Annotated in this window: 21 protein-coding genes and 1 tRNA gene; 13 read left to right on the plus strand and 9 right to left on the minus strand. The window is 64.4% G+C overall.

Annotated elements, in window-relative coordinates:
* Window positions 1-40: 40 nt before the first annotated feature.
* Both ACTUWL_RS07815 and ACTUWL_RS07820 read right to left on the minus strand, forming a co-directional pair.
* Window positions 41-1,033 carry an ABC transporter permease gene (locus ACTUWL_RS07815; protein WP_021076105.1) on the minus strand — a complete coding sequence of 331 codons (993 nt, stop codon included), beginning with the start codon at window positions 1,031-1,033 and terminating at the stop codon, window positions 41-43.
* Window positions 1,030-2,604, minus strand: a complete 1,575-nt coding sequence (locus tag ACTUWL_RS07820; RefSeq protein WP_021076104.1) for a sugar ABC transporter ATP-binding protein — start codon at window positions 2,602-2,604, stop codon at window positions 1,030-1,032. Before ACTUWL_RS07820 ends, ACTUWL_RS07815 begins: the two co-directional genes overlap by 4 nt.
* A gap of 300 nt (window positions 2,605-2,904) precedes the next feature.
* On the opposite strand from ACTUWL_RS07820, the gene ACTUWL_RS07825 reads away from it, so the two are divergent.
* Window positions 2,905-4,737 (plus strand): outer membrane protein assembly factor BamB family protein, encoded by a 1,833-nt coding sequence (locus ACTUWL_RS07825; RefSeq protein WP_021076103.1) that lies wholly within the window; start codon window positions 2,905-2,907, stop codon window positions 4,735-4,737.
* 290 nt (window positions 4,738-5,027) lie between these two features.
* Here ACTUWL_RS07825 and ACTUWL_RS07830 read toward each other — a convergent pair.
* Window positions 5,028-5,104, minus strand: a tRNA-Pro gene (locus ACTUWL_RS07830).
* Between the two features lie 70 nt (window positions 5,105-5,174).
* Between ACTUWL_RS07830 and ACTUWL_RS07835 the strand changes: the two genes are divergently transcribed.
* The 5 genes from ACTUWL_RS07835 to ACTUWL_RS07855 all read left to right on the plus strand — a co-directional run bounded on the left by ACTUWL_RS07835 (window position 5,175) and on the right by ACTUWL_RS07855 (window position 9,530).
* Window positions 5,175-6,161: an L-threonylcarbamoyladenylate synthase gene (locus ACTUWL_RS07835; protein ID WP_021076102.1), complete on the plus strand. Its 987-nt coding sequence runs from the start codon at window positions 5,175-5,177 to the stop codon at window positions 6,159-6,161.
* A gap of 86 nt (window positions 6,162-6,247) precedes the next feature.
* Window positions 6,248-7,675: an FAD-binding oxidoreductase gene (locus ACTUWL_RS07840; protein WP_021076101.1), complete on the plus strand. Its 1,428-nt coding sequence runs from the start codon at window positions 6,248-6,250 to the stop codon at window positions 7,673-7,675.
* A 14-nt stretch (window positions 7,676-7,689) separates the two neighbouring features.
* Window positions 7,690-8,133: a GNAT family acetyltransferase gene (locus ACTUWL_RS07845; RefSeq protein ID WP_035649544.1), complete on the plus strand. Its 444-nt coding sequence runs from the start codon at window positions 7,690-7,692 to the stop codon at window positions 8,131-8,133.
* Between the two features lie 19 nt (window positions 8,134-8,152).
* Complete coding sequence (locus ACTUWL_RS07850; protein WP_021076099.1) at window positions 8,153-8,734, plus strand: nucleoside diphosphatase; 582 nt, start codon at window positions 8,153-8,155, stop codon at window positions 8,732-8,734.
* Between the two features lie 457 nt (window positions 8,735-9,191).
* Window positions 9,192-9,530 (plus strand): hypothetical protein, encoded by a 339-nt coding sequence (locus ACTUWL_RS07855; RefSeq protein ID WP_021076098.1) that lies wholly within the window; start codon window positions 9,192-9,194, stop codon window positions 9,528-9,530.
* Window positions 9,531-9,536: 6 nt separating this feature from the next.
* On the opposite strand, the gene ACTUWL_RS07860 is transcribed toward ACTUWL_RS07855, so the two are convergent.
* Complete coding sequence (locus ACTUWL_RS07860; RefSeq protein ID WP_307756447.1) at window positions 9,537-9,953, minus strand: TspO/MBR family protein; 417 nt, start codon at window positions 9,951-9,953, stop codon at window positions 9,537-9,539.
* A 305-nt stretch (window positions 9,954-10,258) separates the two neighbouring features.
* Between ACTUWL_RS07860 and ACTUWL_RS07865 the strand changes: the two genes are divergently transcribed.
* A complete protein-coding gene (locus ACTUWL_RS07865; RefSeq protein WP_021076096.1) occupies window positions 10,259-10,807 on the plus strand; it encodes a fasciclin domain-containing protein in 549 nt (182 codons plus the stop codon).
* Window positions 10,808-11,825: 1,018 nt separating this feature from the next.
* Here the strand turns inward: ACTUWL_RS07865 and ACTUWL_RS07870 are convergent.
* Window positions 11,826-12,266: a hemolysin gene (locus ACTUWL_RS07870; protein ID WP_021076094.1), complete on the minus strand. Its 441-nt coding sequence runs from the start codon at window positions 12,264-12,266 to the stop codon at window positions 11,826-11,828.
* A gap of 227 nt (window positions 12,267-12,493) precedes the next feature.
* Between ACTUWL_RS07870 and ACTUWL_RS07875 the strand changes: the two genes are divergently transcribed.
* Window positions 12,494-12,748 carry a hypothetical protein gene (locus ACTUWL_RS07875; protein WP_021076093.1) on the plus strand — a complete coding sequence of 85 codons (255 nt, stop codon included), beginning with the start codon at window positions 12,494-12,496 and terminating at the stop codon, window positions 12,746-12,748.
* 120 nt (window positions 12,749-12,868) lie between these two features.
* Here the strand turns inward: ACTUWL_RS07875 and ACTUWL_RS07880 are convergent, their stop codons facing one another.
* Entirely contained in the window at window positions 12,869-13,342 is a 474-nt protein-coding gene (locus tag ACTUWL_RS07880) for a hypothetical protein (RefSeq protein ID WP_021076092.1), read from the minus strand.
* 124 nt (window positions 13,343-13,466) lie between these two features.
* On the opposite strand from ACTUWL_RS07880, the gene ACTUWL_RS07885 reads away from it, so the two are divergent.
* Together ACTUWL_RS07885 and ACTUWL_RS07890 are read left to right on the plus strand one after the other, a co-directional pair.
* On the plus strand, window positions 13,467-14,234 hold the full coding sequence (locus ACTUWL_RS07885) for an SDR family NAD(P)-dependent oxidoreductase (protein ID WP_021076091.1): 768 nt from the start codon (window positions 13,467-13,469) through the stop codon (window positions 14,232-14,234).
* Window positions 14,235-14,403: 169 nt separating this feature from the next.
* A complete protein-coding gene (locus tag ACTUWL_RS07890; RefSeq protein ID WP_021076090.1) occupies window positions 14,404-14,664 on the plus strand; it encodes a helix-turn-helix domain-containing protein in 261 nt (86 codons plus the stop codon).
* A gap of 240 nt (window positions 14,665-14,904) precedes the next feature.
* Here the strand turns inward: ACTUWL_RS07890 and ACTUWL_RS07895 are convergent, their stop codons facing one another.
* Complete coding sequence (locus ACTUWL_RS07895) at window positions 14,905-15,879, minus strand: hypothetical protein (protein WP_035649538.1); 975 nt, start codon at window positions 15,877-15,879, stop codon at window positions 14,905-14,907.
* 130 nt (window positions 15,880-16,009) lie between these two features.
* Here ACTUWL_RS07895 and ACTUWL_RS07900 point away from each other — a divergent pair, with 130 nt between their 5' ends.
* Window positions 16,010-16,537 (plus strand): collagen-like protein, encoded by a 528-nt coding sequence (locus tag ACTUWL_RS07900; protein WP_021076088.1) that lies wholly within the window; start codon window positions 16,010-16,012, stop codon window positions 16,535-16,537.
* A 56-nt stretch (window positions 16,538-16,593) separates the two neighbouring features.
* Here ACTUWL_RS07900 and ACTUWL_RS07905 read toward each other — a convergent pair whose 3' ends face one another.
* Window positions 16,594-16,812 carry a hypothetical protein gene (locus ACTUWL_RS07905; RefSeq protein WP_021076087.1) on the minus strand — a complete coding sequence of 73 codons (219 nt, stop codon included), beginning with the start codon at window positions 16,810-16,812 and terminating at the stop codon, window positions 16,594-16,596.
* Window positions 16,813-16,900: 88 nt separating this feature from the next.
* Complete coding sequence (locus ACTUWL_RS07910; RefSeq protein WP_021076086.1) at window positions 16,901-17,167, minus strand: DUF2277 domain-containing protein; 267 nt, start codon at window positions 17,165-17,167, stop codon at window positions 16,901-16,903.
* Between the two features lie 119 nt (window positions 17,168-17,286).
* Here ACTUWL_RS07910 and ACTUWL_RS07915 point away from each other — a divergent pair, with 119 nt between their 5' ends.
* Window positions 17,287-17,532 (plus strand): DUF2188 domain-containing protein, encoded by a 246-nt coding sequence (locus ACTUWL_RS07915; protein ID WP_021076085.1) that lies wholly within the window; start codon window positions 17,287-17,289, stop codon window positions 17,530-17,532.
* Window positions 17,533-17,856: 324 nt separating this feature from the next.
* Window positions 17,857-18,918, plus strand: a complete 1,062-nt coding sequence (locus ACTUWL_RS07920) for an alpha/beta fold hydrolase (RefSeq protein ID WP_021076084.1) — start codon at window positions 17,857-17,859, stop codon at window positions 18,916-18,918.
* The last annotated feature ends 164 nt before the right edge of the window (window positions 18,919-19,082 follow it).

Raw genomic sequence — 19,082 nt, forward strand, 5'->3', positions numbered from 1 at the left:
CGCAACGCGGGGGCCTTACGGCCCCGACGCCGCATCCTGACTAGCGTTTCGTAAAAGCGACCGCCGCCACGATGATCGCCCCCTTGATGACGAGCTGCATCGGCGAGCTGACGCCGAGCAGCACGAGGCCGTTGTTGAGCGTGCCGATGATGAGACTGCCGAACAGCGTTCCCAGGATGTAGCCGCGGCCGCCGAACAGGCTGCAACCGCCGAGGATCACGGCGGCGATGACATCGAGCTCCATGCCCTGCACGACGTCGGGCCGCGCGGCATGCGAGCGCGCCGACAGCACCAGCGCGGCAAGCCCGGCCAGCGCGCCGGTCAGCACGAAGGCCGCGGTCGTCACCCATTTGGTGTTGATGCCGGAATAGAGCGCCGCAGTCGGATTGCCACCGACCGCATAGATGCGGCGGCCGAACACATTGTAGTGCAGCAGCAGGATGCCGACGATCATCGCCGCCAGCGTCCAGGCGATCGGAACGGGGATGCCTAAGAACGTCCCTTCGCCGAAGATCGCGAAATAGGCCTCGTTGGTGATGATGACAGGCTTGGTGTTGGTGACCATCATCGCGAGGCCCCGCGCCATGCTCAACGAGCCGAGCGTGACGAGGAAGGACGGGATTGAGAGCTGCGTGGTCAGGATGCCGTTGAGCAATCCGACCAGCGCGCCGGTGCCGAGACCTGCGGCGGCGCCGACGATCCAGCTGTTGCTGATCTGGCTCATGGCGAGCGCCGCGGCCATGCCTGACAGCGCCAAAGTCGATGCCACGGAGAGATCGATCTGACGCGCGATGATCACGAAGGTCATGCCGACCGCGATGATCGAGACCAGCGTTGTCTGGCGTCCGATGTTCAGGAAATTGTCGACCGAGAGGAACCAGGGCGATGAAAGGCTGAACACCACCAGCAGCACCACGAAGGCGATGTACAGCATGTAAGGACGCTCGCCGCGCAGCAGGCTCTGCAGCAGCTTGCGGCGTCGATCGGATCGGCTCGGCTCGGCGACGACATTGGGCGCGGTCAGTTCGGTCATGCGGGCAGCTCTTGCAATTCGCCTTGTCCGGTAGCCTGGTAGATCTGCAGGAGATGATGGAGCTCTTCGGCATCGACGATCTCTCCGCGCTTCAGCGTTCGCGCCACGCGTCCATCGACGATCACCGAGATGCGGTCGCAGAGCTCGATCAGTTCGACGAGGTCCGATGAGACGACCAGGACGCCGCTCCCGTCGCGGGCAGCGTTGCGGATCACGCCATAGATTTCCTCGCGGGCGCCGACGTCGACGCCTACGGTCGGTTCGTCGAGCAGCAGCACACGCGGCCGCGGATCATTCCATTTCCCGAACACGACCTTCTGCTGATTGCCGCCGGACAATGTCCTGACCAGGCTGGAGGCGCCCTGCGCCTTCACCGAAAGCCGCGCGACCGCAGCCTCAGCGCGCCTGATGGCGGCGCGCTGCTGCAAGAAACCCCAGCGCGAGAAATGCGGAATCCGCGGCAACGTGATGTTGCGCTCGATCGAATGATCCAGCACAAGGCCCTGCACGTGCCGATCCTCCGGCACCAGCGCGACGCCGCGCTCGATCGCATCGGCCGGGCCGTTCGGCAGCCATGGCCGGCCCTCGATCTCGAATGCGCCGCGCTCGACCGGACGAAGTCCGAAGATCGTCTCCAGAATCTCCGTGCGCCCGCTGCCGATCAATCCGGCAAGGCCGTGGATCTCCCCCTGCATCACCGACAGGTCGACGGCCGACAGCCGGTCGTTGGAGACATCAGACAGCGACAGCACCGGCGACGGATCGAGCGCGCGCGCTGCCGCGGGCGCGGCGCGCGACGCCGCGGGCGCCAATCGATCGGTGCCGATGATGGCATTCACCAGCCGCTTCATGTCGGTATCGGCGGTGACGAAGGTCCCGGCGTTGGCGCCATCGCGGAGCACGGTGACACGCTGCGAGATCTCGAAGACCTCGTTGAGCCGATGCGTCACATAAATCACGCCGACGCCGCGTCGCGTCGCCTTCCCGATCGCATCGAACAAGATGCGGACCTCATCCGAGGTCAGCGAGGATGTCGGCTCATCGAGGATCAAGAGCCGCACCTCGCCCATCAACGCCTTGGCGATCTCCGTCATCTGGCGGTACGCGAACGGCAGCGAACCGACCGTCGCGCGCGTGTCCAGGGGAATGCCGAGCTCGCCCAGGAACGCTTCGGCCCTGGCCATCAGTTCGCGCTTGCGGACAAAGCCGAACCGCGCGCGCGGCTCGCGGCCGAGCAGCAGGTTGTCGGCGACGCTCAGCGATTCGACGAGGCTGAGGTCCTGATAGACGACGGCGATCCCCGCCTCGCGCGATCTTGCCGGGCTGTCGAACGTCACAGGATTGCCGGCGATCTCGATGGCGCCGCTGTCGGCCGCATGGACACCGCTGAGGATCTTGATCAGCGTGGACTTTCCGGCACCGTTCTCGCCCAGCAGCGCATGCACCTCGCCGGCCCGGACCTCGAAGTTGACGTCGCGCAGCGCCCGCACGCCGCCAAAGCGCTTGTTGATGCCACCGACCATCAAAAGCGACGTCGACGGCCGAGGCTCTGCCGCGATCGAACCGGACAATTCCATTTCCTCCCGTCGCCCGCGCAAAACGCTGATGCGATGATGACATCTTGTTATTTTTGCAACTTATTGTGTTATAATTCTATCACATCGCACGACCTGTCAATGGGAGATCGCGCCGGCGGGCCTTGAATTGCGGGCGGCCCGGTCGCGATTCCTGGCTTCGCCCGCGGACTGCGACCAGGCCCTGCGCCACAAGTTTCGACGCCGCCGCCTCCGCCGGGCGCGACGACAACCGCCAGGCCTGTGCTACGCTTCGATCGCTCTCACCTCATCAAGCACTGGCGCCGGTGAAACACGATGAAACTGAGTGCTGCGATCGCCGTCGTCCTGATCTGGTCATGCCTCCCTGCGACCGCGCAGCAAGGCGGTGCTGCCCTCTACGCACAGCGCTGCGCGCAGTGTCACGACGGCACCGACACCAATATTCGGGCGCCGAGCCGCGCCGCGCTGCAATCAAGGTCGTTCGACGAGGTCCTCAGTGCGATCACCACGGGCGCGATGGCATCCTTCGCGCAGGGACTGACCAGTGACGAGCGGACGGCCATCGCCTCGCTCGTCACCGGAAAGGCCGCTTCGCAGGCCGCGGCCGGGAACGCAGGCCAATGCGCGCAGAGCGAGGCCGGCTTTCCCCGGGCGGTCGACGGGCCACGATGGAACGGCTGGGGCGCCGATCTCAACAACAGCCGGTTTCAGCCGGCAGCCATGGCCGGCTTGACGCAAGACCAGATCCCCCGACTGCGTCTGAAATGGGCCTTTGGATTTTCTGAGACGTCCAACGCCAACGCGCAGCCGACCGTGGTCGGCGGCTTGCTGTTCGTCGGCGGCGGCGACCGCAAGGTCCACGCGCTCGACGCCAGAAGCAGATGCACCCGCTGGGTGTTCCCGACCGAGGCGCCGGTCCGTACAGCCATCAGCCTCGCGCCGCTGGACAACGGTCAGTCCGCGATCGTCTTTGGCGATGTGCGCGCCAACGTCTACGCCGTCAACGCAACGACCGGCGCGCTGATCTGGAAGAGCAAGGTCGACGATCATCTGGCCGCCCGGATCACCGGTGCGCCGACTGTCTATTCCGGCGTCGTTTATGTCGGCGTGTCATCGATCGAGGAAGCGACGGGGTCTCGCCCGACCTACCAATGCTGCACGTTTCGCGGCAGCGTCGTGGCGCTGAAGGCCGAGACCGGCGCGCAGATCTGGAAGACCTATACCATTGCTGACGCCCCGCATCCGACCAGGACGAATGCGATCGGGACCCAGCTGTTCGGCCCGGCCGGCGCGTCGGTCTGGTCCGCCCCCACGATCGACGTTCAGCGCAAGGCACTCTATGTCGCGACGTCGAACAGCTATGCCGACCCGGCAACCGACACCAGCGACGCCATCCTCGCATTCGATCTTTCGACCGGCAAAATGCTCTGGCATCAGCAGGCCACGCCGAAGGACAGCTTCGTCGTCGCGTGCTTCGGCACCGACCAGAGCAACTGTCCGCAAGATCGCGGTCCCGATCATGACTTCGGGCAATCGCCGATCCTGGTGAATTTGCGTGACGGACATCGCGAGCTCGTCATCGGCCAGAAATCCGGCGTGGTCCACGCGCTGGATCCCGACCATGAAGGCAAGATCCTGTGGCAGACGCGGATCGGCAAGGGTGGCCCGCTGGGCGGGACCGAATGGGGCTCCGCCGCCGACCAGGACCGGATCTATGTCGCCAACTCCGACGTGCGGTTTCTGATGGACGGTTCGCGACGGCTCAATTCAAGCGAAGGCGGCGGCCTGTTCGGACTCGATCTGGCAACCGGGAAGATCGCGATGCAGGTGGCGCCGGTCGCCTACGGCGACCGCCCCCAATGCAGTCCGGCCCTCTCCGCGGCGGTCACCGCGATTCCCGGCGTCGTGTTCTCGGGCGGCGTGAGCGGCTTCCTGCGTGCCTACGCAACCGACGACGCAAAGCTGCTTTGGGAGTTCGACACCGCGCGCGAGTACACCACGGTCAACGGCGTTCCGGGCCATGGCGGCGCCATGGACGGCCCCGGACCGGTCGTCGTGGACGGCATGCTGTACGTTAATTCCGGCTACGCCCAGTGGAGTGGGTTGCCGGGCAACGTCCTGTTGGCCTTTGAGGTCGGCAACCCCTGAAGAAGACAAATTCGGCCTTGCGCCGCAAGCTGAGCACTACTCGCCAAGGGCTATTCGTGCTTTGATGCCGGTCAGGATCAGCTGATAGGTCCAAAGGGAGGCCGTGTGGTGCTTGATGACGTGCTACGCAACACCACGTCAAGGGCCGTTCCCCTCACGCTCTCCGATTGTCAGGACCCCCCGATATCAGGGACAGCGTCCCGAAACAGCCCGGCATGGCTGCCGCGCTCCAAATCGATGCGCATCTCGTTGCGCACAAAAAACACAGAAACTATAAGTGCTTGGAAGGATGGTCGGAGTGGCAGGATTCGAACCTGCGACCCCTGCGTCCCGAACGCAGTGCTCTACCGGGCTGAGCCACACTCCGACTAAGAGGTCCGGCTTATAGCGTCGGGTTTCGGGGACCGCAAGGCACCGAATTGAGGATTCTAATCACAGTGGATACAAGCCTGAAAACGCACGTTCTGCCAGCCGGTGCCGCCGCCACGGCCACCGCCGCCGGGGTTCTGGCCGAGGGTGGCCTCGTGGCGTTTCCGACCGAAACGGTTTACGGCCTCGGCGCCGACGCCGGCAACGCCGCTGCAATCGCCCGGCTCTACCAGGCCAAGGGCCGGCCGGCCTTCAATCCGCTGATCGCACATGTCGCCGATCTCGGCGCCGCCCGCCGGATCGCCCTGTTCGACGGACAGGCCCTGCGCCTCGCGGAAGCGTTCTGGCCCGGTCCCCTGACCCTGGTGCTGCCGAAGGCGCTGTCCTGCCCGGTCGCGGAACTCGCGACCGCCGGCTTGGATACCGTCGCGATTCGCATTCCGGCCCACAAGGTGGCGCGCGACATCATCAAGGCCTTCGGCGGTGCTGTGGTAGCCCCCTCGGCCAATCTTTCCGGCCATGTCTCGCCCACCACCGCCGAGCATGTGAACGGCGACCTGGCTGGCCGTATCGACATGATCGTCGACGGCGGCCCGGTCGCGGTCGGCGTCGAATCCACCATCGTCGGCTGCTTCTCCGATCCGGTGCTGCTGCGGCCGGGCGGGCTGACCCGCGCCGAGATCGAACGCGTGCTCGGCCATCCGCTGCAGTCGCCGCCGCAGGACGCCGAGAGCGACGGCCAGCCGGTCGCCCCCGGCATGCTCGCCTCGCATTACGCGCCACGAACCCCGGTCCGGCTCAACGCCAGCGACGTCCATGTCGGCGAAGCCTTGCTGTCGTTCGGGCCGGCCAAGGTGGCGCGGCGCGAATGCGCCTCGGTGGAAATGAACCTGTCCGAGCGCGGCGATCTCGCCGAGGCTGCAGCCAACCTGTTCGGCTACCTTCGCACGCTCGACAAGAGAAATGCGGATGCTATCGCCGTGATGCCCATTCCCGAGGACGGGCTGGGTGAGGCCATCAATGACCGGCTGCGCCGCGCAGCGGTTGGACGGTAAGCATGACCCGGAAAAGTGGGAACCGGTTTTCCGATTGAGGTCATGCTGAAACAAAGATTCCCGATCAAAGTGAAAGACCAAGAAGAATGAACGTCGTCCAATCAGCGGTGCCGCCGCTCCCGCCCGAATTGCTGGAAAAATTCCGCGCCATCGTCGGCGAGAAATATGCGGTGACCGACGCCGCCGACATCCAGCCTTACACCACGGAGGAGCGCAACCTGTTTCACGGCCGCTCGCCGCTGGTGCTGCGCCCGGGCTCGACCACTGAGGTCGCCGCGATCTGCAAGCTTGCGAGCGAGCACAGGATCGCGCTGGTGCCGCAAGGCGGCAACACCGGCCTGGTCGGCGGCCAGACGCCGCACAATGGCGAGGTCGTGGTGTCGCTGCGGCGCCTCGACAAGATCCGCGACATCGACGTCGAATCCAACACCATGACCTGCGAGGCCGGCGTGGTGTTGCAGATCGCGCAGCAGAAGGCAGCCGACGTCGACCGCCTGTTCCCGCTGTCGCTCGGCGCCGAGGGCAGCTGCACCATCGGCGGCAACCTTTCGACCAATGCCGGCGGCACCGGCGCGCTCGCCTATGGCGTGGCGCGCGAGATGGCGCTCGGGCTCGAGGTGGTGCTGGCCGATGGCCGCGTGCTGAACGCGCTGTCGAAGCTGAAGAAGGACAACACCGGCTACGACCTGCGCAACCTGTTCATCGGCGCCGAAGGCACGCTCGGCATCATCACCGCCGCGACCTTGAAGCTGTTTCCGCGGCCGCGCGCGGTCGAGACCGCTTATGTCGGCCTGAAGTCGCCCGCGGCGGCGCTCAAGCTGCTGTCGATCTCGCGCGATCAGGCGGCCGGCAGCCTGACGAGCTTCGAGCTGCTCGCCGACATCGCGGTCGACTTCTCGATCCGCCACGGCATCGACATCCGCGATCCGCTTGAAAGCAAGCACCCCTGGTACGTGCTGATGGAATTGTCGTCGTCGCGCGACGACGCGCGCGACACGCTGGAGGCGATCCTCGCCCAGGGCATGGAGGACGGCATCGTCGACGACGCCGTGATCGCTGCCAATCTGAGCCAGCGCCAGGCGTTCTGGAAGCTGCGCGACGAGATGTCGGCGGCGCAGAAGCCGGAGGGTGGCTCGATCAAGCACGATATCTCGGTGCCGGTCGCCGCTGTGCCCGCGTTCATCGAAGAGGCCAATGCGGCAGTGGTGAAGCTGATCCCGGGCGCAAGGCCGGTGCCGTTCGGCCATCTCGGCGACGGCAACATCCATTACAATGTCAGCCAGCCGGTCGGCGCCAACGCGGCCGACTTCCTGGCGCGCTGGCACGACGTCAACGCCGTCGTGTTCGAGATCGTGCTGCGGATGGGCGGCTCGATCTCGGCCGAGCACGGCATCGGCGTGCTCAAGCGCGACGAACTGCCCGACGTCAAGGACAAGGTCGCGATCGAGCTGATGCGGCAGGTCAAGGCGTTGCTCGATCCGCTCGGCATCATGAACCCGGGCAAGGTGCTGTGAACGTGCAGACGAAAATGCCCTCCGCCTCCCTCGCAATTGCACCAATCACCGATGCAGACATCGCTGGCGTCGTCGCGCTGTGGCAGGCCTGCGGCCTGACGCGGCCGTGGAACGATCCCGCTGCCGACATCGCGCTGGCACGGCGCGGACCGAGTTCTGCCGTGCTGGTTGGCCGCGACGCCGGCGCGATCGTCGCGACCGCGATGGTCGGTCATGACGGCCATCGCGGCTGGGTCTACTACGTCGCGGTCGACCCCACCCGCCAGGGCAAGGGCCTGGGCCGCGTCATGATGGCCGCAGCCGAGGACTGGCTGCGTGCCGCCGGCGTGCCGAAGCTGCAATTGCTGGTGCGGCGGGAGAACGCCAAGGCGAGCGCGTTCTACCAGACGCTCGGCTATGAGGAATCGACCTCGGTAATGCTGGCCAAATGGCTCGACGGCCGCGAAGCGACGCCGTGAGCGAATTGGGGTTCGACGCATGAGCATCGCCGACCGCGTCCGCGTCAAGGACGTCGAGCTGCTGTCGAAGCGCCGCTACGAGCTGAAGAGCGCGACATTCGACTACCGCCGCAGCAACGGCGAATGGCAGACCCAGGTACGCGAGGTCTACGACCGCGGCAACGGCGCGGTGCTGTTGCCGTACAATCTCGGCACCCGCACGGTGGTGCTGGTGCGCCAGTTCCGCTATCCCGCTTTCGCCAACGGCTATGATGATCTGTTGATCGAGGCCGCCGCCGGCATGCTCGACGATGCCGCGCCGGAAGCGCGGATTCGCGCCGAGGCGGAGGAAGAGATCGGCTACCGCCTCGATCACGTGCGCAAGGTGTTCGAAGCCTTCATGACGCCCGGTGCGGTCACCGAGAAGCTGCATTTCTTCGTCGCCGAATACGACGCGGCGATGCGGATCAGCGACGGCGGCGGGCTCGCCGACGAGGGCGAGGACATCGAGGTGCTGGAGCTTGCGATCGACGGCGCGCTCGCCATGATCAGCGATGGCCGGATCGTCGACGCCAAGACCATCATGCTGCTGCAGTACGCGGCGCTGCATTTGTTCAGGTGAACGCTGCGCCGTCCCTGCGTGGACCGAGCCGGCTCACGCCGTCAGCTAGACAAAATATCGAAAACAACCCCATGCACAGTAGCCGGCGGTGGGCCGGCGCTCGACTTGACACGTCGGGCAACTCACGGATACATTTCCAATATTCCGAAATCACCCGGTCGCAATGCTGGCCCCTGGAGCCGTCCGTTCCGATGCAATCGGAGCGGGGCTCTAGATTCTTGTTTTGACGGGCTTTCTTCACGCAAGCCGGTAGTCACTTCGCTCGACAAAGCTCCAGATCGCCAATGAGATGCCACCTTAATACGGCACTGGCCTGCATCGATGCCGTGATATCCCGGCGGCTTTGCAGGACCTGGTGATCCAAACGCCGATCCATGGCGTATCTGCATCGTCTCCCATGCTGTATTCGCCGATGCCCGCATGTCGGCCGCATCGCGATCGTGTTCACGGATGATCGATGATCGGGGTTTTCGTTTCCGTTACAGGGTTCAAGCCGGCCAGCCGGATTAAGCTGGTGCCGTTCTGGTGGCATACGCTCAGATGCCTGGCGCAGGCACGCCGGGCGCCGGGCAACGTTTCCGTGTCGGCAAGGATCGCGAACGACTATTACCACACCGTCACGGTGTGGACGGACGAGAACAGCATGCGGGCTTACATCAGGGACGGCGCGCATCGAAGGGCGATGTTGAACCACAGGTCGCTCGGCACCGGCCGTGTCCATCATTTCTATCATGGCCGCCCGCCCAGCTGGGGCGAGGCCTACACGGAGTGGCTTCGGTGCGCCAGGGAAGTGTGAAATCCGCTAATTCAGGCGGACCATCTCGACATTCAGCAGCGAGGCGAACGCCACCCAGCACGCGTAAGGGGCGAAGAGGATGGCACTGACCTTGTCTGCCTTCCACGTCGTGACCTGGAAGATGACGATTGCGGACAACAAGGCAAGGATGACGGCAAGCGCCGTGCCGGGCCGGTGGAAGCTGAAGAATATCGGCGACCAGGCAAAGTTAAGAGCCAGTTGCGTCAGCCAGATTCGCCGGCTGATGCGCAAACCCCGCTCCCAAACACGCCAGCCCGCGATGGCGATCAACAGGTAGATGATCGACCAAGCCGGAGCAAACACCCAGTTGGGCGGATTGAACGCAGCCTTGTTCAGGGCTGCGTACCAGGCATCGGGCCTGTTCAGGTACCCGATGGCAAAACCGGCCCCGAGCACCGCCACGACGAACAAGACCAGCCTTCCAAGCCTCATGATCGACCTATCACGATGCCAGACATCATGACTGCCCTTCCCGACGGTTCCGTGCTGGTTAAACGATGGCTCGAGGAGGCTGGATCACCCGTTTCGGAATTTGTCTGCGAACGGTGATCCGGAAGCATGCAGGCAGCGTTCCACGTGAAGTCAAGGCGCGATCTGCGTCCTGATTTTCGCGCGATGGTACACCGCCATTCGACTGTGGCGCGCCTCGTACACATCGCATCGATTGCAAAAGGGCAATGCCCGACCTCACGAATGGAGACGCTCACATGAAACTTTCCGTGCTTGGCTCTGCCGCGACTGCCGTGCTGATCGCATTTGCAGGTCCATTGCCTGAAGCCTCGGCCAAGGAAAAGACCGTGATGGTCGGAGGCGCTGCGATGTATCCGTCGAAGACGATCGTCGCCAACGCCGTGAATTCGAAGGATCACACGACGCTGGTCGCGGCGGTCAAGGCTGCAGGGCTTGTCGACACGCTGTCGGGACCGGGACCTTTTACCGTGTTCGCACCGACCAATGCAGCGTTCCGCAAACTTCCCAAGGGGACGGTCGAGACACTCGTGAAGCCCGAGAACAAGGCGACGCTTACCAGGATTCTGACGTACCATGTCGTTCCCGGCAAGCTGAACGCCGATCAGCTGATGGACGGACAGACCCTGATCACGGTCGAGGGCGAGCCGCTGACGGTCAGGAAGACCGGCGGCAAGGTGATGATCGTCGACGCCAAAGGCGGCGCAGCGACCGTGACAATCCCGGACGTCAATCAGTCGAACGGCGTCATTCACGTTGTCAATTCGGTGCTGATGCCGGCAAGCTGAGGTCTGTCGGAGTGATCGCTATTGCGGTGACGGCGCACCAGATCGCGAACGAAACGTTCAGTGCACCGTCACCGTAACTCAGCAACGGAGCGGCCGACGGACAGCAACAATGCGGACACCATGGCCGCCCTGCCCGGCGGCCTTCTTGTATTGGAACGATGCGTCGGGGAGGCTGGACCACGTGCTTTGGATTTTATCAGCGGACGGTGATCCAGGCGCATTGCACGCCGCGGCATGAAGGGAATACGCCGACCGCGTGGCTCAGCGGCGCCACGCTTTTGCGCGGTCGGCGAGTTGCTCGTCGGCGAAGCCGTTGCCAAATAACAGATAATAAGTCCCGGCACTCCGGGGAGGAGCGCCGGGACTGAAAGTGAATGCGCCAACTTGGGGGCCGGGAACGCATCCACCCTCGCCTAATTTTCCCGACCCGCAATCGTTCCTATGGATTGGCCGCTTTGTTTCGGCCCGTGGCTTTTCGGCCGGTACCCGGCGTCCGCCGGGCGGCCGTCTGGCGATCAGCCGATCTGTCGTTCGCCTCGTGGAGAGGCCGCCCAATCGAAGCGGCTCTCATCGTCCCAAATGCGTTCACCGCATCTGCATTCGAACATGCGGACGTGCCGGCCCGTCTGCACGCTGAGCATGGTCCGGACCAGCTCCGGCTGCCTGCGGCAGCGGCACAGCTTGGCCGGCAGCTTTTCGATCTCTTCGTTTTGCGAACTTATTGCACTCATCAGACCCGTCCCGTGAGGCACGAGTCTTAAGTTACAAAGTGAACACTTGTTCCCGGGACGCGAGACAGACGCCGGAAAATGCATGGAACGGTTTGGAAATGATCGGCGACTGCCGAGGCTCGGCCTGCCCGGGCATTCGCCGCTGTTACGGTGCCAGTTCACAAGTCCCCCCGCAATGGCGATGCCATTGCGGGGGGATGACGGAAATGGATCGCGTCCACCTAAGCTGCAGATGTGGGCTGGGCTCGACGATCAGCTGTCGCTGGCCCCGCTCCACACCGTCAACCCTACTGCATCGTGATCGCAAGGCCGCTCAGATCGGCGTTCGCCATCAGGCCGACCTGGTGGCCGGTCAGCTCCAGCACCGCGCCCTTCTGGTTGGTCAGCACGATCGCGCGCGCGCCGCGGCCGACGGCAAGCCCCGCACCCGCTGCGCCATAGACGCCGGCGACGTCGGACGGACGGTTGATGTTGCTGACGCGGCCGCGCAGCACGGTCTTGGAGCCGCCGAACACCAGGCCGTAATCGAGGCCGCCGGTGGACAGCCGATAGGAGCGGCCGCGGAAGGTCAGCACGCCGCTGCCGCCGGAGCCGCCGATGAACCAGCCGGCCTTGTAGATCGTGAGCGTCACGAAGCCGCTGTCGGCACGGGCCGCGGACGAGAAGGCGACGCCGGTGAACGCCAGCAGTGCGACCAGCGCGGCGCGAAGGATCAATGAAAACTTCATGTGCAGTCTCCTCAGGATTTGCTCACGTCGATTTACGCGCGTCGCGCAGCCGGCCCGAATCGCCGTACGCCGACTGTAGCCAGCACGTAGTCAGGCACAATTTGGCGCAATGACGGCGTTGAACCTGTTCCCGAGGTTGCAACACTCACTGCATGTCCGGGGCGAACGGCCCCCGAGTTCCCGGATTGCCCCGCGGAGCATTCACTTTTTCAAACCGGAGATTTCCCATGCGTCGTCTTGCGATCGCCTGTGCCGCCATGGCCGCCACCGTATCCGTGCTTGCAGCGGCCAGCCCCGCCAGCGCCAATCCGTATCATCTGATCCGCTGGCAAGACACCGGCTTCTGCCAGATCTGGGACCAGAGCATCCCGACCACGCCGTGGCCTGCGAACTTCGCCGTCGTCAGCGAAGAGCTGCCGACCTTCGACGCCGCGTTCAGCTACAAAACCGGACTCCTGAACAACGGCACCTGCTCGTACTGAGCATTCGCCGATCGCGCGCGGGGCGGACACGCGGCAACACCGCGTCGTCCGCCCTTGTGCTGTCGGACGTCATGCGATCGCGCGTCAGTGATGCTTTACGTATCAGTGATGCTTGACGCATCAGTGATGCTTGATCAAAGCGTCGCGCGCGGCGGCAAGCTCGAGGAACGCGGCGCCATTGCCACCGCCGTCGGGATGCATCGTCTTGGCGGCGCGCTTGAACGCCTGCTGGATTTCGGTCACCGCGAGATGGCGGCCGAACGGCAGGCCGAGCAATTGCCGGTAGCGCTCCTCCTGCGTCAACGCCTTCGGCGTCAAGCCGCGCCGGCCGAACCGCGGCGCCGACAGCATGTGCAGCGCATCGCTGACGATGCCGAGACGGCGCAGCGCCATCGACCTCGTGCGGCGATCGGCCGTTTTCAGCGCCGCCTGGCGCAGGATCGGCAGCACCTGTGCGGCCGCATGCCGCAGCGTCTCGTCGATATCGGTCATGGCGATCTCGGCGATCAATTTGGCGATCTCGCGATAGTCCGGATCAGACGCCGCGCAGAAGCGCTCGATCGCAACTTTCCAGTGTCTGATATGCGGGTCCATGATCGGTCCGTACCGTCATCCGAATATGGATGACAGCAACGCACAAACACGGCTTGGCGTTTCGGTTGGGGCAGTTTTGAATAGTGTTGTCGGCAACGCTCTCAAATCAGAACAAGGAAACGCCATGGCCCTTCTCGACAATCACATCGCCGTCATCACCGGTGCAGGCTCGGGCATCGGGCGCGCCATCGCGTTGGGCTACGGCCGCGAGGGTGCGCGCGTGGTACTGCTCGACATGAACGGCGATGCGGCAGCAGAAGCGGCCAAGGAGATCAGGAGTGCCGGCGGCAAGGCGGACAGCTTCGCGCTCGACGTGACCGATCGCAACGCCTGCGTCGCGATGGCACAGCAGGTCGCCGACAAGGTCGGGCCGGTCTCGATCCTGGTCAACAATGCCGGCATCGCACGCCGCAACGGCATGCTCGGGACTGAGGAGGCCGTGATCAAGGATTGGGAGGACATCATCTCGATCAATCTCACCGGCGTCTTCAACGTGACGCATTCCTTCCTCGCGCCGCTGCGCAAGAACAAGGGGCGCATCGTCAATATCGGTTCGATCCAGTCGTTCGTGCATCTGCGCACGCCGAGTTCGCCGGCCTACACCGCCTCCAAGCACGGCGTGCTTGGCTTCACCAAGGCGCTGGCCGCCGAGCTCGGCAAGGACGGCGTGCGCGTCAATGCGATCGGCCCCGGCTTCATCGAAACGCCGCTGAACGAGAAGGTGCGCGCCACCAATCCCGACCTCGTGAAAGTGTTCATGGACCACACCCCGCTGGGCCGCGCCGGCAAGCCGGAGGACATCGTGGGTCCTGCGATCTTCCTCGCCTCGGACCTGTCGGCCTATGTCTCCGGATCGATCGTGATGGTCGATGGCGGCTACCGGACACTGTGACGGATGGAACCGCAATCGTGGCGATTTCTAGGTATTTTGCTTACAAAGCATGGAGTTAGCGAGGCATTAAGGACTTGTTAACCAAACCGGCACACCGTGGATCTACGGGGTAGTTGGTTCTCGATGTCTCCGCCTCATCGACGAGGCGGGCGTTGATCGGGAGGAGTTCATGTCATACGCGTCCACCGTACCGTCGCCGGAAGCGCTGCTGCCGTCGCTGGCTCCAAATGAAATCGTCCCGTTGCTGATCGGCGCGACCGTCGACGAAGTCGAGCGCGAACTGGTGCTGCAAACGCTCGCGCGCTGCGACGGCAATCGCACCCGCGCCGCGCGCGTGCTGGGACTCTCGGTCCGAACCTTGCGGAACAAGATTCGCGAATATTCCGCCGACGGCATCGACGTGCCGCATAGCGAGCACGCCGCGGCCTAGCGGCTCCAAAGCGGGATGAGTTTTGACTGAGTCGGCTCGGCGCGGCCTTGGTTCACCTCTCCCCGTCGGGGAGAGGTCGGATTGCGCCTGGCGATGCGAAGCATCGTCCAGTGCAATCCGGGTGAGGGCTCTTGCGCTCTCGATAGACCGTACCCCCTCACCCGGCGCTACGCGCCGACCTCTCCCAAGGGAGAGGTGAAGTTCCGCCGTCGATTTAGCTCCACCTAGTCTCATTAGGCCTTAGATCGAGAGATCGATCGCAAGACGCCGCCAGCGCGACAGTAGAGCGCTGTCCTCGTCACCGAGGCAGCGCGCGAGACGCACGTCGATCGTCGCGGTCTGTTGCATCGTCCGGGCCACCAGCGCGGTCGCATAGTCCCAATAATCGCGCCGTCCATTCGGATCGTCATCGACGAGGGACTTCGCGAGGATCTCGACGTAGATCGCGGCGACGGCATTTTGCCAAAGGTCACTTGCGCGCCTCTCGGCGGAGGACGCACCGCTCCGCGCCTGCCGCATCAACCAGTAGTTTTCTTCGCCTCCTGCCCATTCCGATGCCGGCAGCGACGGATCGAGACACGGCGAGCGGCACGCGAGCGGCAGCATCGTGCGCGCGTCGCAGAACACGGAATAGTCGAGCCTGTCGTACCAGCTCACGCGCAGCAAGCGGCCGATCTGATCCTGCTCATGCGCCGCGAGCGGCCGCCTGCCCGTTTGCTCGAGATCGGCGATGATCGCTGCCAGGCGATCGCGGTCGAACGGCTCGGCTTCGAGCACCACCCCGACATTGCGCGGGAACAACGCGTCGAGCATGGCGACCATCTCGCGATAGAACGCGCGCGCCAGGCCACGGCCGCGCCACGCCTTCCCAATGCCGACATGGTTGCAGAAGATCAGCTCGCTTGCGTGATCGTAGGTAAAGAAGCCGAGCCCGATCGCGCGCCCGGCGGCGCGCAGGATGAAGCAGCGCGAGTCGAGCCGATAGGACATCTCCTGGCCGGCGACGCTGAAACACCTGGTCTCGCCGACGTCATCCGACAACAGCCATCGCACGATGTCGTCAGGACTGTCGCGCTCGTTCGCGGGAAACAAGTGCTCGTACAGCTCGAGCACGCCCGTGCTGCGAAAGCCTGCTTCGTCAAGCACATCCTGCCGCGTCACGACGATGTCGAGCGATTGCGGTTCGTCGCCGTAGCTGCCGTCCAAAACCCGCAATGCGTCCTCCGTTGTCATAATGCCCATGGAATTATGACTGTTGATCGCTTGCATCGGTGCCGCCGGGCAGAATTGAAGCCGTCGTCCAACCTCTGTTACAAGCGGCTTCACATCGCGACGGAGCATATCAGTGGCTGACGAGACAACTTCCCGCCAGGGGGCACGAGGAGCGCCGGGGCCACAGGGCCGTCAGGGCGAGCCGGGAAAGCCCGGACCGCAGGGACATCCAGGGCGCCCGGGACCGGAAGGTCCGCGCGGCAAGCCGGGTCCGCAGGGCAAGGCGGGCGTGCAAGGCAAGGCAGGCCCTCAGGGCAAGCCGGGGGCGCAAGGCAAGGCAGGCGTGCAGGGTCCGCGCGGCGAAGCCGGTCCTCAGGGCCCGCAGGGTCCCGCCGGTCCGCGCGGTGAAGCCGGCCCGCCCGGCCAATTGCCGTCGATCGAGCAGGTGATGCCGTGGCTGCACATGATCTTCGACGCCTGGGAAGACTACAAGCGCACCAAGGAGCGTGAAGCCGCCGAGCAGGCCGAACGCGATGCCGCCGAGCGCGCGGCAGCGGAAGCGATTGCCCTTGAAGTCGATGACATCGATCTCGAGGAAGATGACGACGAAGACGGCGATCACAAGAAAAAGAAGAAGCACCGCAAGAAGGACAAGAAGTAATCCTCCTGATCATCGCGCGACGGCACGGCCAGCCATGTCGGTGTCGCGCGCGATGCTCACCGCTGGGCGCCCGGAGGATCGGAGGGCCGGGCGAGCTGCATCAGCTGAAACACCCAGCGCATCGCGTAGTACCAGGCAACACCCGCGAACGCCCCGCACGCCGACAGGATGACGACGTTGGCGAGGTCGATCGTGCCGCTCGACCACAGCATGCCGCAGGTCCAGAGCACGGCGAACGCAATCGAGCAGAGTGTGAGCAGGGCGGCAGGCTTCATGGCGTTGCTCCGGGGGGCCAGGGTGAACGGCAATGATGCCCGGTGGCCTGACGGCTTACCGTGACCTGCGTCACGGAATGCGCTGGCCTCATCCGAACCGCAGGCGCGAGCGCTCCCTCGCCTTCTCCGCCTCGACCTCGCGATCGCGCGCCGGCGCCGTGGTCTGCAACGAGATCAGGAGTTTTCGCGCAGCAGCGGAGACTTCGGCCACCGCAAGGTTGAAGGCGGCTTCATTGGACTGCGACGGCTTGTTGAAGCCACTCAATTTGCGCACGAATTGCAACGCCGAGGCGTGGATCTCGTCTTCGGTGGCGGGCGGCTCGAAGTTGAACAGCGTCTTGATATTGCGGCACATGTCGGTCTCCCTCGCCCGCATTTCGGGGCTTGCGCCTCAAGGACGATCGGCTGCTGCAAAATACGACATCGTGGTCTATTCTGGCAGCCCCATGGTCCACGATGGAAACGAGGTTCCGGATGAGCCACGTGATCTACAAGGTGGTCCAGCACGATGGCGGCTGGGCCTATACTGTCGACGGGGTGTTCTCCGAACCGTTTCCAACCCATGCCGCGGCGCTTGCCGCCGCCCGGCGCGCGGCCAACGAGCAACGTGTTCCCGGGCGCACCGAGGCAATCCAGTACGAGACCGCGGACGGCAAATGGCTGACCGAGACTGCCTCCGGCAGCGACCGCCCGGAAACCGAGGTCGAGGACGGGCGCTAGTCTAGTTCAGACCGGTGCGGTGCAACGCCGCGCATCTGCACCAGCCGCGCCAGAACGGCGTCGGCAAAGGGACACGCGAGACGCGGCTGCCGCGCCGGATCGAACGCGATCTCCTCGGCACGGCACCACGCAGCGCGCGGCGCAACTCTCGGATAGTGGCTTGCATCATGCTAAAGCGCGACGAGATTGGGTTGAATCGTCATCGGGCTTTAGCTCCTTGTTTGAGCATGATCTTTTCGGAAAACCGCTTCGCACTTTTCCGGATCATGCTTTAGGCTTGCACCGAGGCGGCTGGACAAACCCGCCATGTGCAGGGAGAAGCCCATGATCCGTTTGTGCGCGGCGCTTGTGGCCGCTCTCGTCTCGATAGCGGTACCGGTCATGGCTGCAGACTATCCCGCGCCTCAGGATGGCGAGTGGATCGCAAAGGACTTCAAGTTCCACAGCGGCGAGGTGATGCCGGAACTGCGGCTGCACTACACCACGGTCGGCGCACCGACCGGACAGCCGGTGCTGGTGCTGCACGGCTCCGGCGGCTCGGCCGCCAGCATGCTGACGCCGACCTTTGCCGGCGAGCTGTTCGGCCCGGGGCAGCCGCTCGACGCGGCGAAATACTACATCATCATTCCCGACGGCATCGGGCACGGCAAATCGTCGAAGCCGTCGGATGCGATGCGCACGAGCTTTCCGAAATACGACTACAACGACATGGTCGACGCGCAATACCGGCTCGTCACCGAGGGGCTCGGCATCAAGCATCTGCGGCTTGTGATCGGCAATTCGATGGGCGGCATGCACAGCTGGATCTGGGGCGTGCGCTATCCGCAGATGATGGACGTGCTGGTGCCGATGGCCTCGCAGCCGACTGCGATGGCCGCGCGCAACTGGATCCTGCGGCGGACGATGCTGGACACGATCCGCAACGACCCCGACTACAACGGCGGCAATTACACCAGCCAGCCGCGGATGATGAAATACGCCATCGCCGCCTATCGCTTCGCCAGCGCCGGCGGCACGCTCGCCTACCAGACGCAGGCGCCATCGGCCCCGCAAGCCGACAAGATGGTCGACGACCAGCTGGCGCTGCCGGTCACCGCCGATGCCAACGACTACATCTATCAATGGGAAGCCTCGCATGATTACGATCCCTCCGCCGGCATGGAGAAGATCGAGGCGACACTGCTCGCGATCAACGCGGCCGACGACGAGCGCAATCCGCCGGAGACCGGCGTCACCGAGGCTGCGGTCAAGCGGATCAAGAACGGCAAGATCTATCTGATCCCGGCGAGCAGCGAGACGCGCGGCCACCTCACCACCGGCGACGCCAAATTCTACTCCGGTCAATTGCAGGAGCTGCTGCGAGTCACGCCGCAGCGAGCAATGTAGCCGAGAAGCACGGTCGACACTTATTCGTCTTGTGGTTGTCTCTAAATCGATTTATATCATGAGCATTGTACGATCATTGCCTCGCAGCCGTATTTCGGAGCGACGATGCCCGGCATTTCCAAAGACCAGGCTGCTCAGCTCAGTCCATTTTCGATTGCTGATCT

The organism is Bradyrhizobium sp. WCU1, from assembly GCF_053474805.1.

Excerpts from the sequence above, each read along its gene's own strand:
- ACTUWL_RS07885 (WP_021076091.1), top strand. The coding sequence starts at position 13,467 with ATGGCCCTTCTCGACAATCACATCGCCGTCATCACCGGTGCAGGCTCG.
- ACTUWL_RS07865 (WP_021076096.1), top strand. The coding sequence starts at position 10,259 with ATGAAACTTTCCGTGCTTGGCTCTGCCGCGACTGCCGTGCTGATCGCA.
- ACTUWL_RS07840 (WP_021076101.1), top strand. The coding sequence starts at position 6,248 with ATGAACGTCGTCCAATCAGCGGTGCCGCCGCTCCCGCCCGAATTGCTG.
- ACTUWL_RS07850 (WP_021076099.1), top strand. The coding sequence starts at position 8,153 with ATGAGCATCGCCGACCGCGTCCGCGTCAAGGACGTCGAGCTGCTGTCG.
- ACTUWL_RS07875 (WP_021076093.1), top strand. The coding sequence starts at position 12,494 with ATGCGTCGTCTTGCGATCGCCTGTGCCGCCATGGCCGCCACCGTATCC.
- ACTUWL_RS07890 (WP_021076090.1), top strand. The coding sequence starts at position 14,404 with ATGTCATACGCGTCCACCGTACCGTCGCCGGAAGCGCTGCTGCCGTCG.
- ACTUWL_RS07845 (WP_035649544.1), top strand. The coding sequence starts at position 7,690 with ATGCCCTCCGCCTCCCTCGCAATTGCACCAATCACCGATGCAGACATC.
- ACTUWL_RS07815 (WP_021076105.1), bottom strand. The coding sequence starts at position 1,033 with ATGACCGAACTGACCGCGCCCAATGTCGTCGCCGAGCCGAGCCGATCC.
- ACTUWL_RS07870 (WP_021076094.1), bottom strand. The coding sequence starts at position 12,266 with ATGAAGTTTTCATTGATCCTTCGCGCCGCGCTGGTCGCACTGCTGGCG.
- ACTUWL_RS07825 (WP_021076103.1), top strand. The coding sequence starts at position 2,905 with ATGAAACTGAGTGCTGCGATCGCCGTCGTCCTGATCTGGTCATGCCTC.
- ACTUWL_RS07905 (WP_021076087.1), bottom strand. The coding sequence starts at position 16,812 with ATGAAGCCTGCCGCCCTGCTCACACTCTGCTCGATTGCGTTCGCCGTG.
- ACTUWL_RS07920 (WP_021076084.1), top strand. The coding sequence starts at position 17,857 with ATGATCCGTTTGTGCGCGGCGCTTGTGGCCGCTCTCGTCTCGATAGCG.
- ACTUWL_RS07915 (WP_021076085.1), top strand. The coding sequence starts at position 17,287 with ATGAGCCACGTGATCTACAAGGTGGTCCAGCACGATGGCGGCTGGGCC.
- ACTUWL_RS07880 (WP_021076092.1), bottom strand. The coding sequence starts at position 13,342 with ATGGACCCGCATATCAGACACTGGAAAGTTGCGATCGAGCGCTTCTGC.
- ACTUWL_RS07910 (WP_021076086.1), bottom strand. The coding sequence starts at position 17,167 with ATGTGCCGCAATATCAAGACGCTGTTCAACTTCGAGCCGCCCGCCACC.
- ACTUWL_RS07855 (WP_021076098.1), top strand. The coding sequence starts at position 9,192 with ATGATCGGGGTTTTCGTTTCCGTTACAGGGTTCAAGCCGGCCAGCCGG.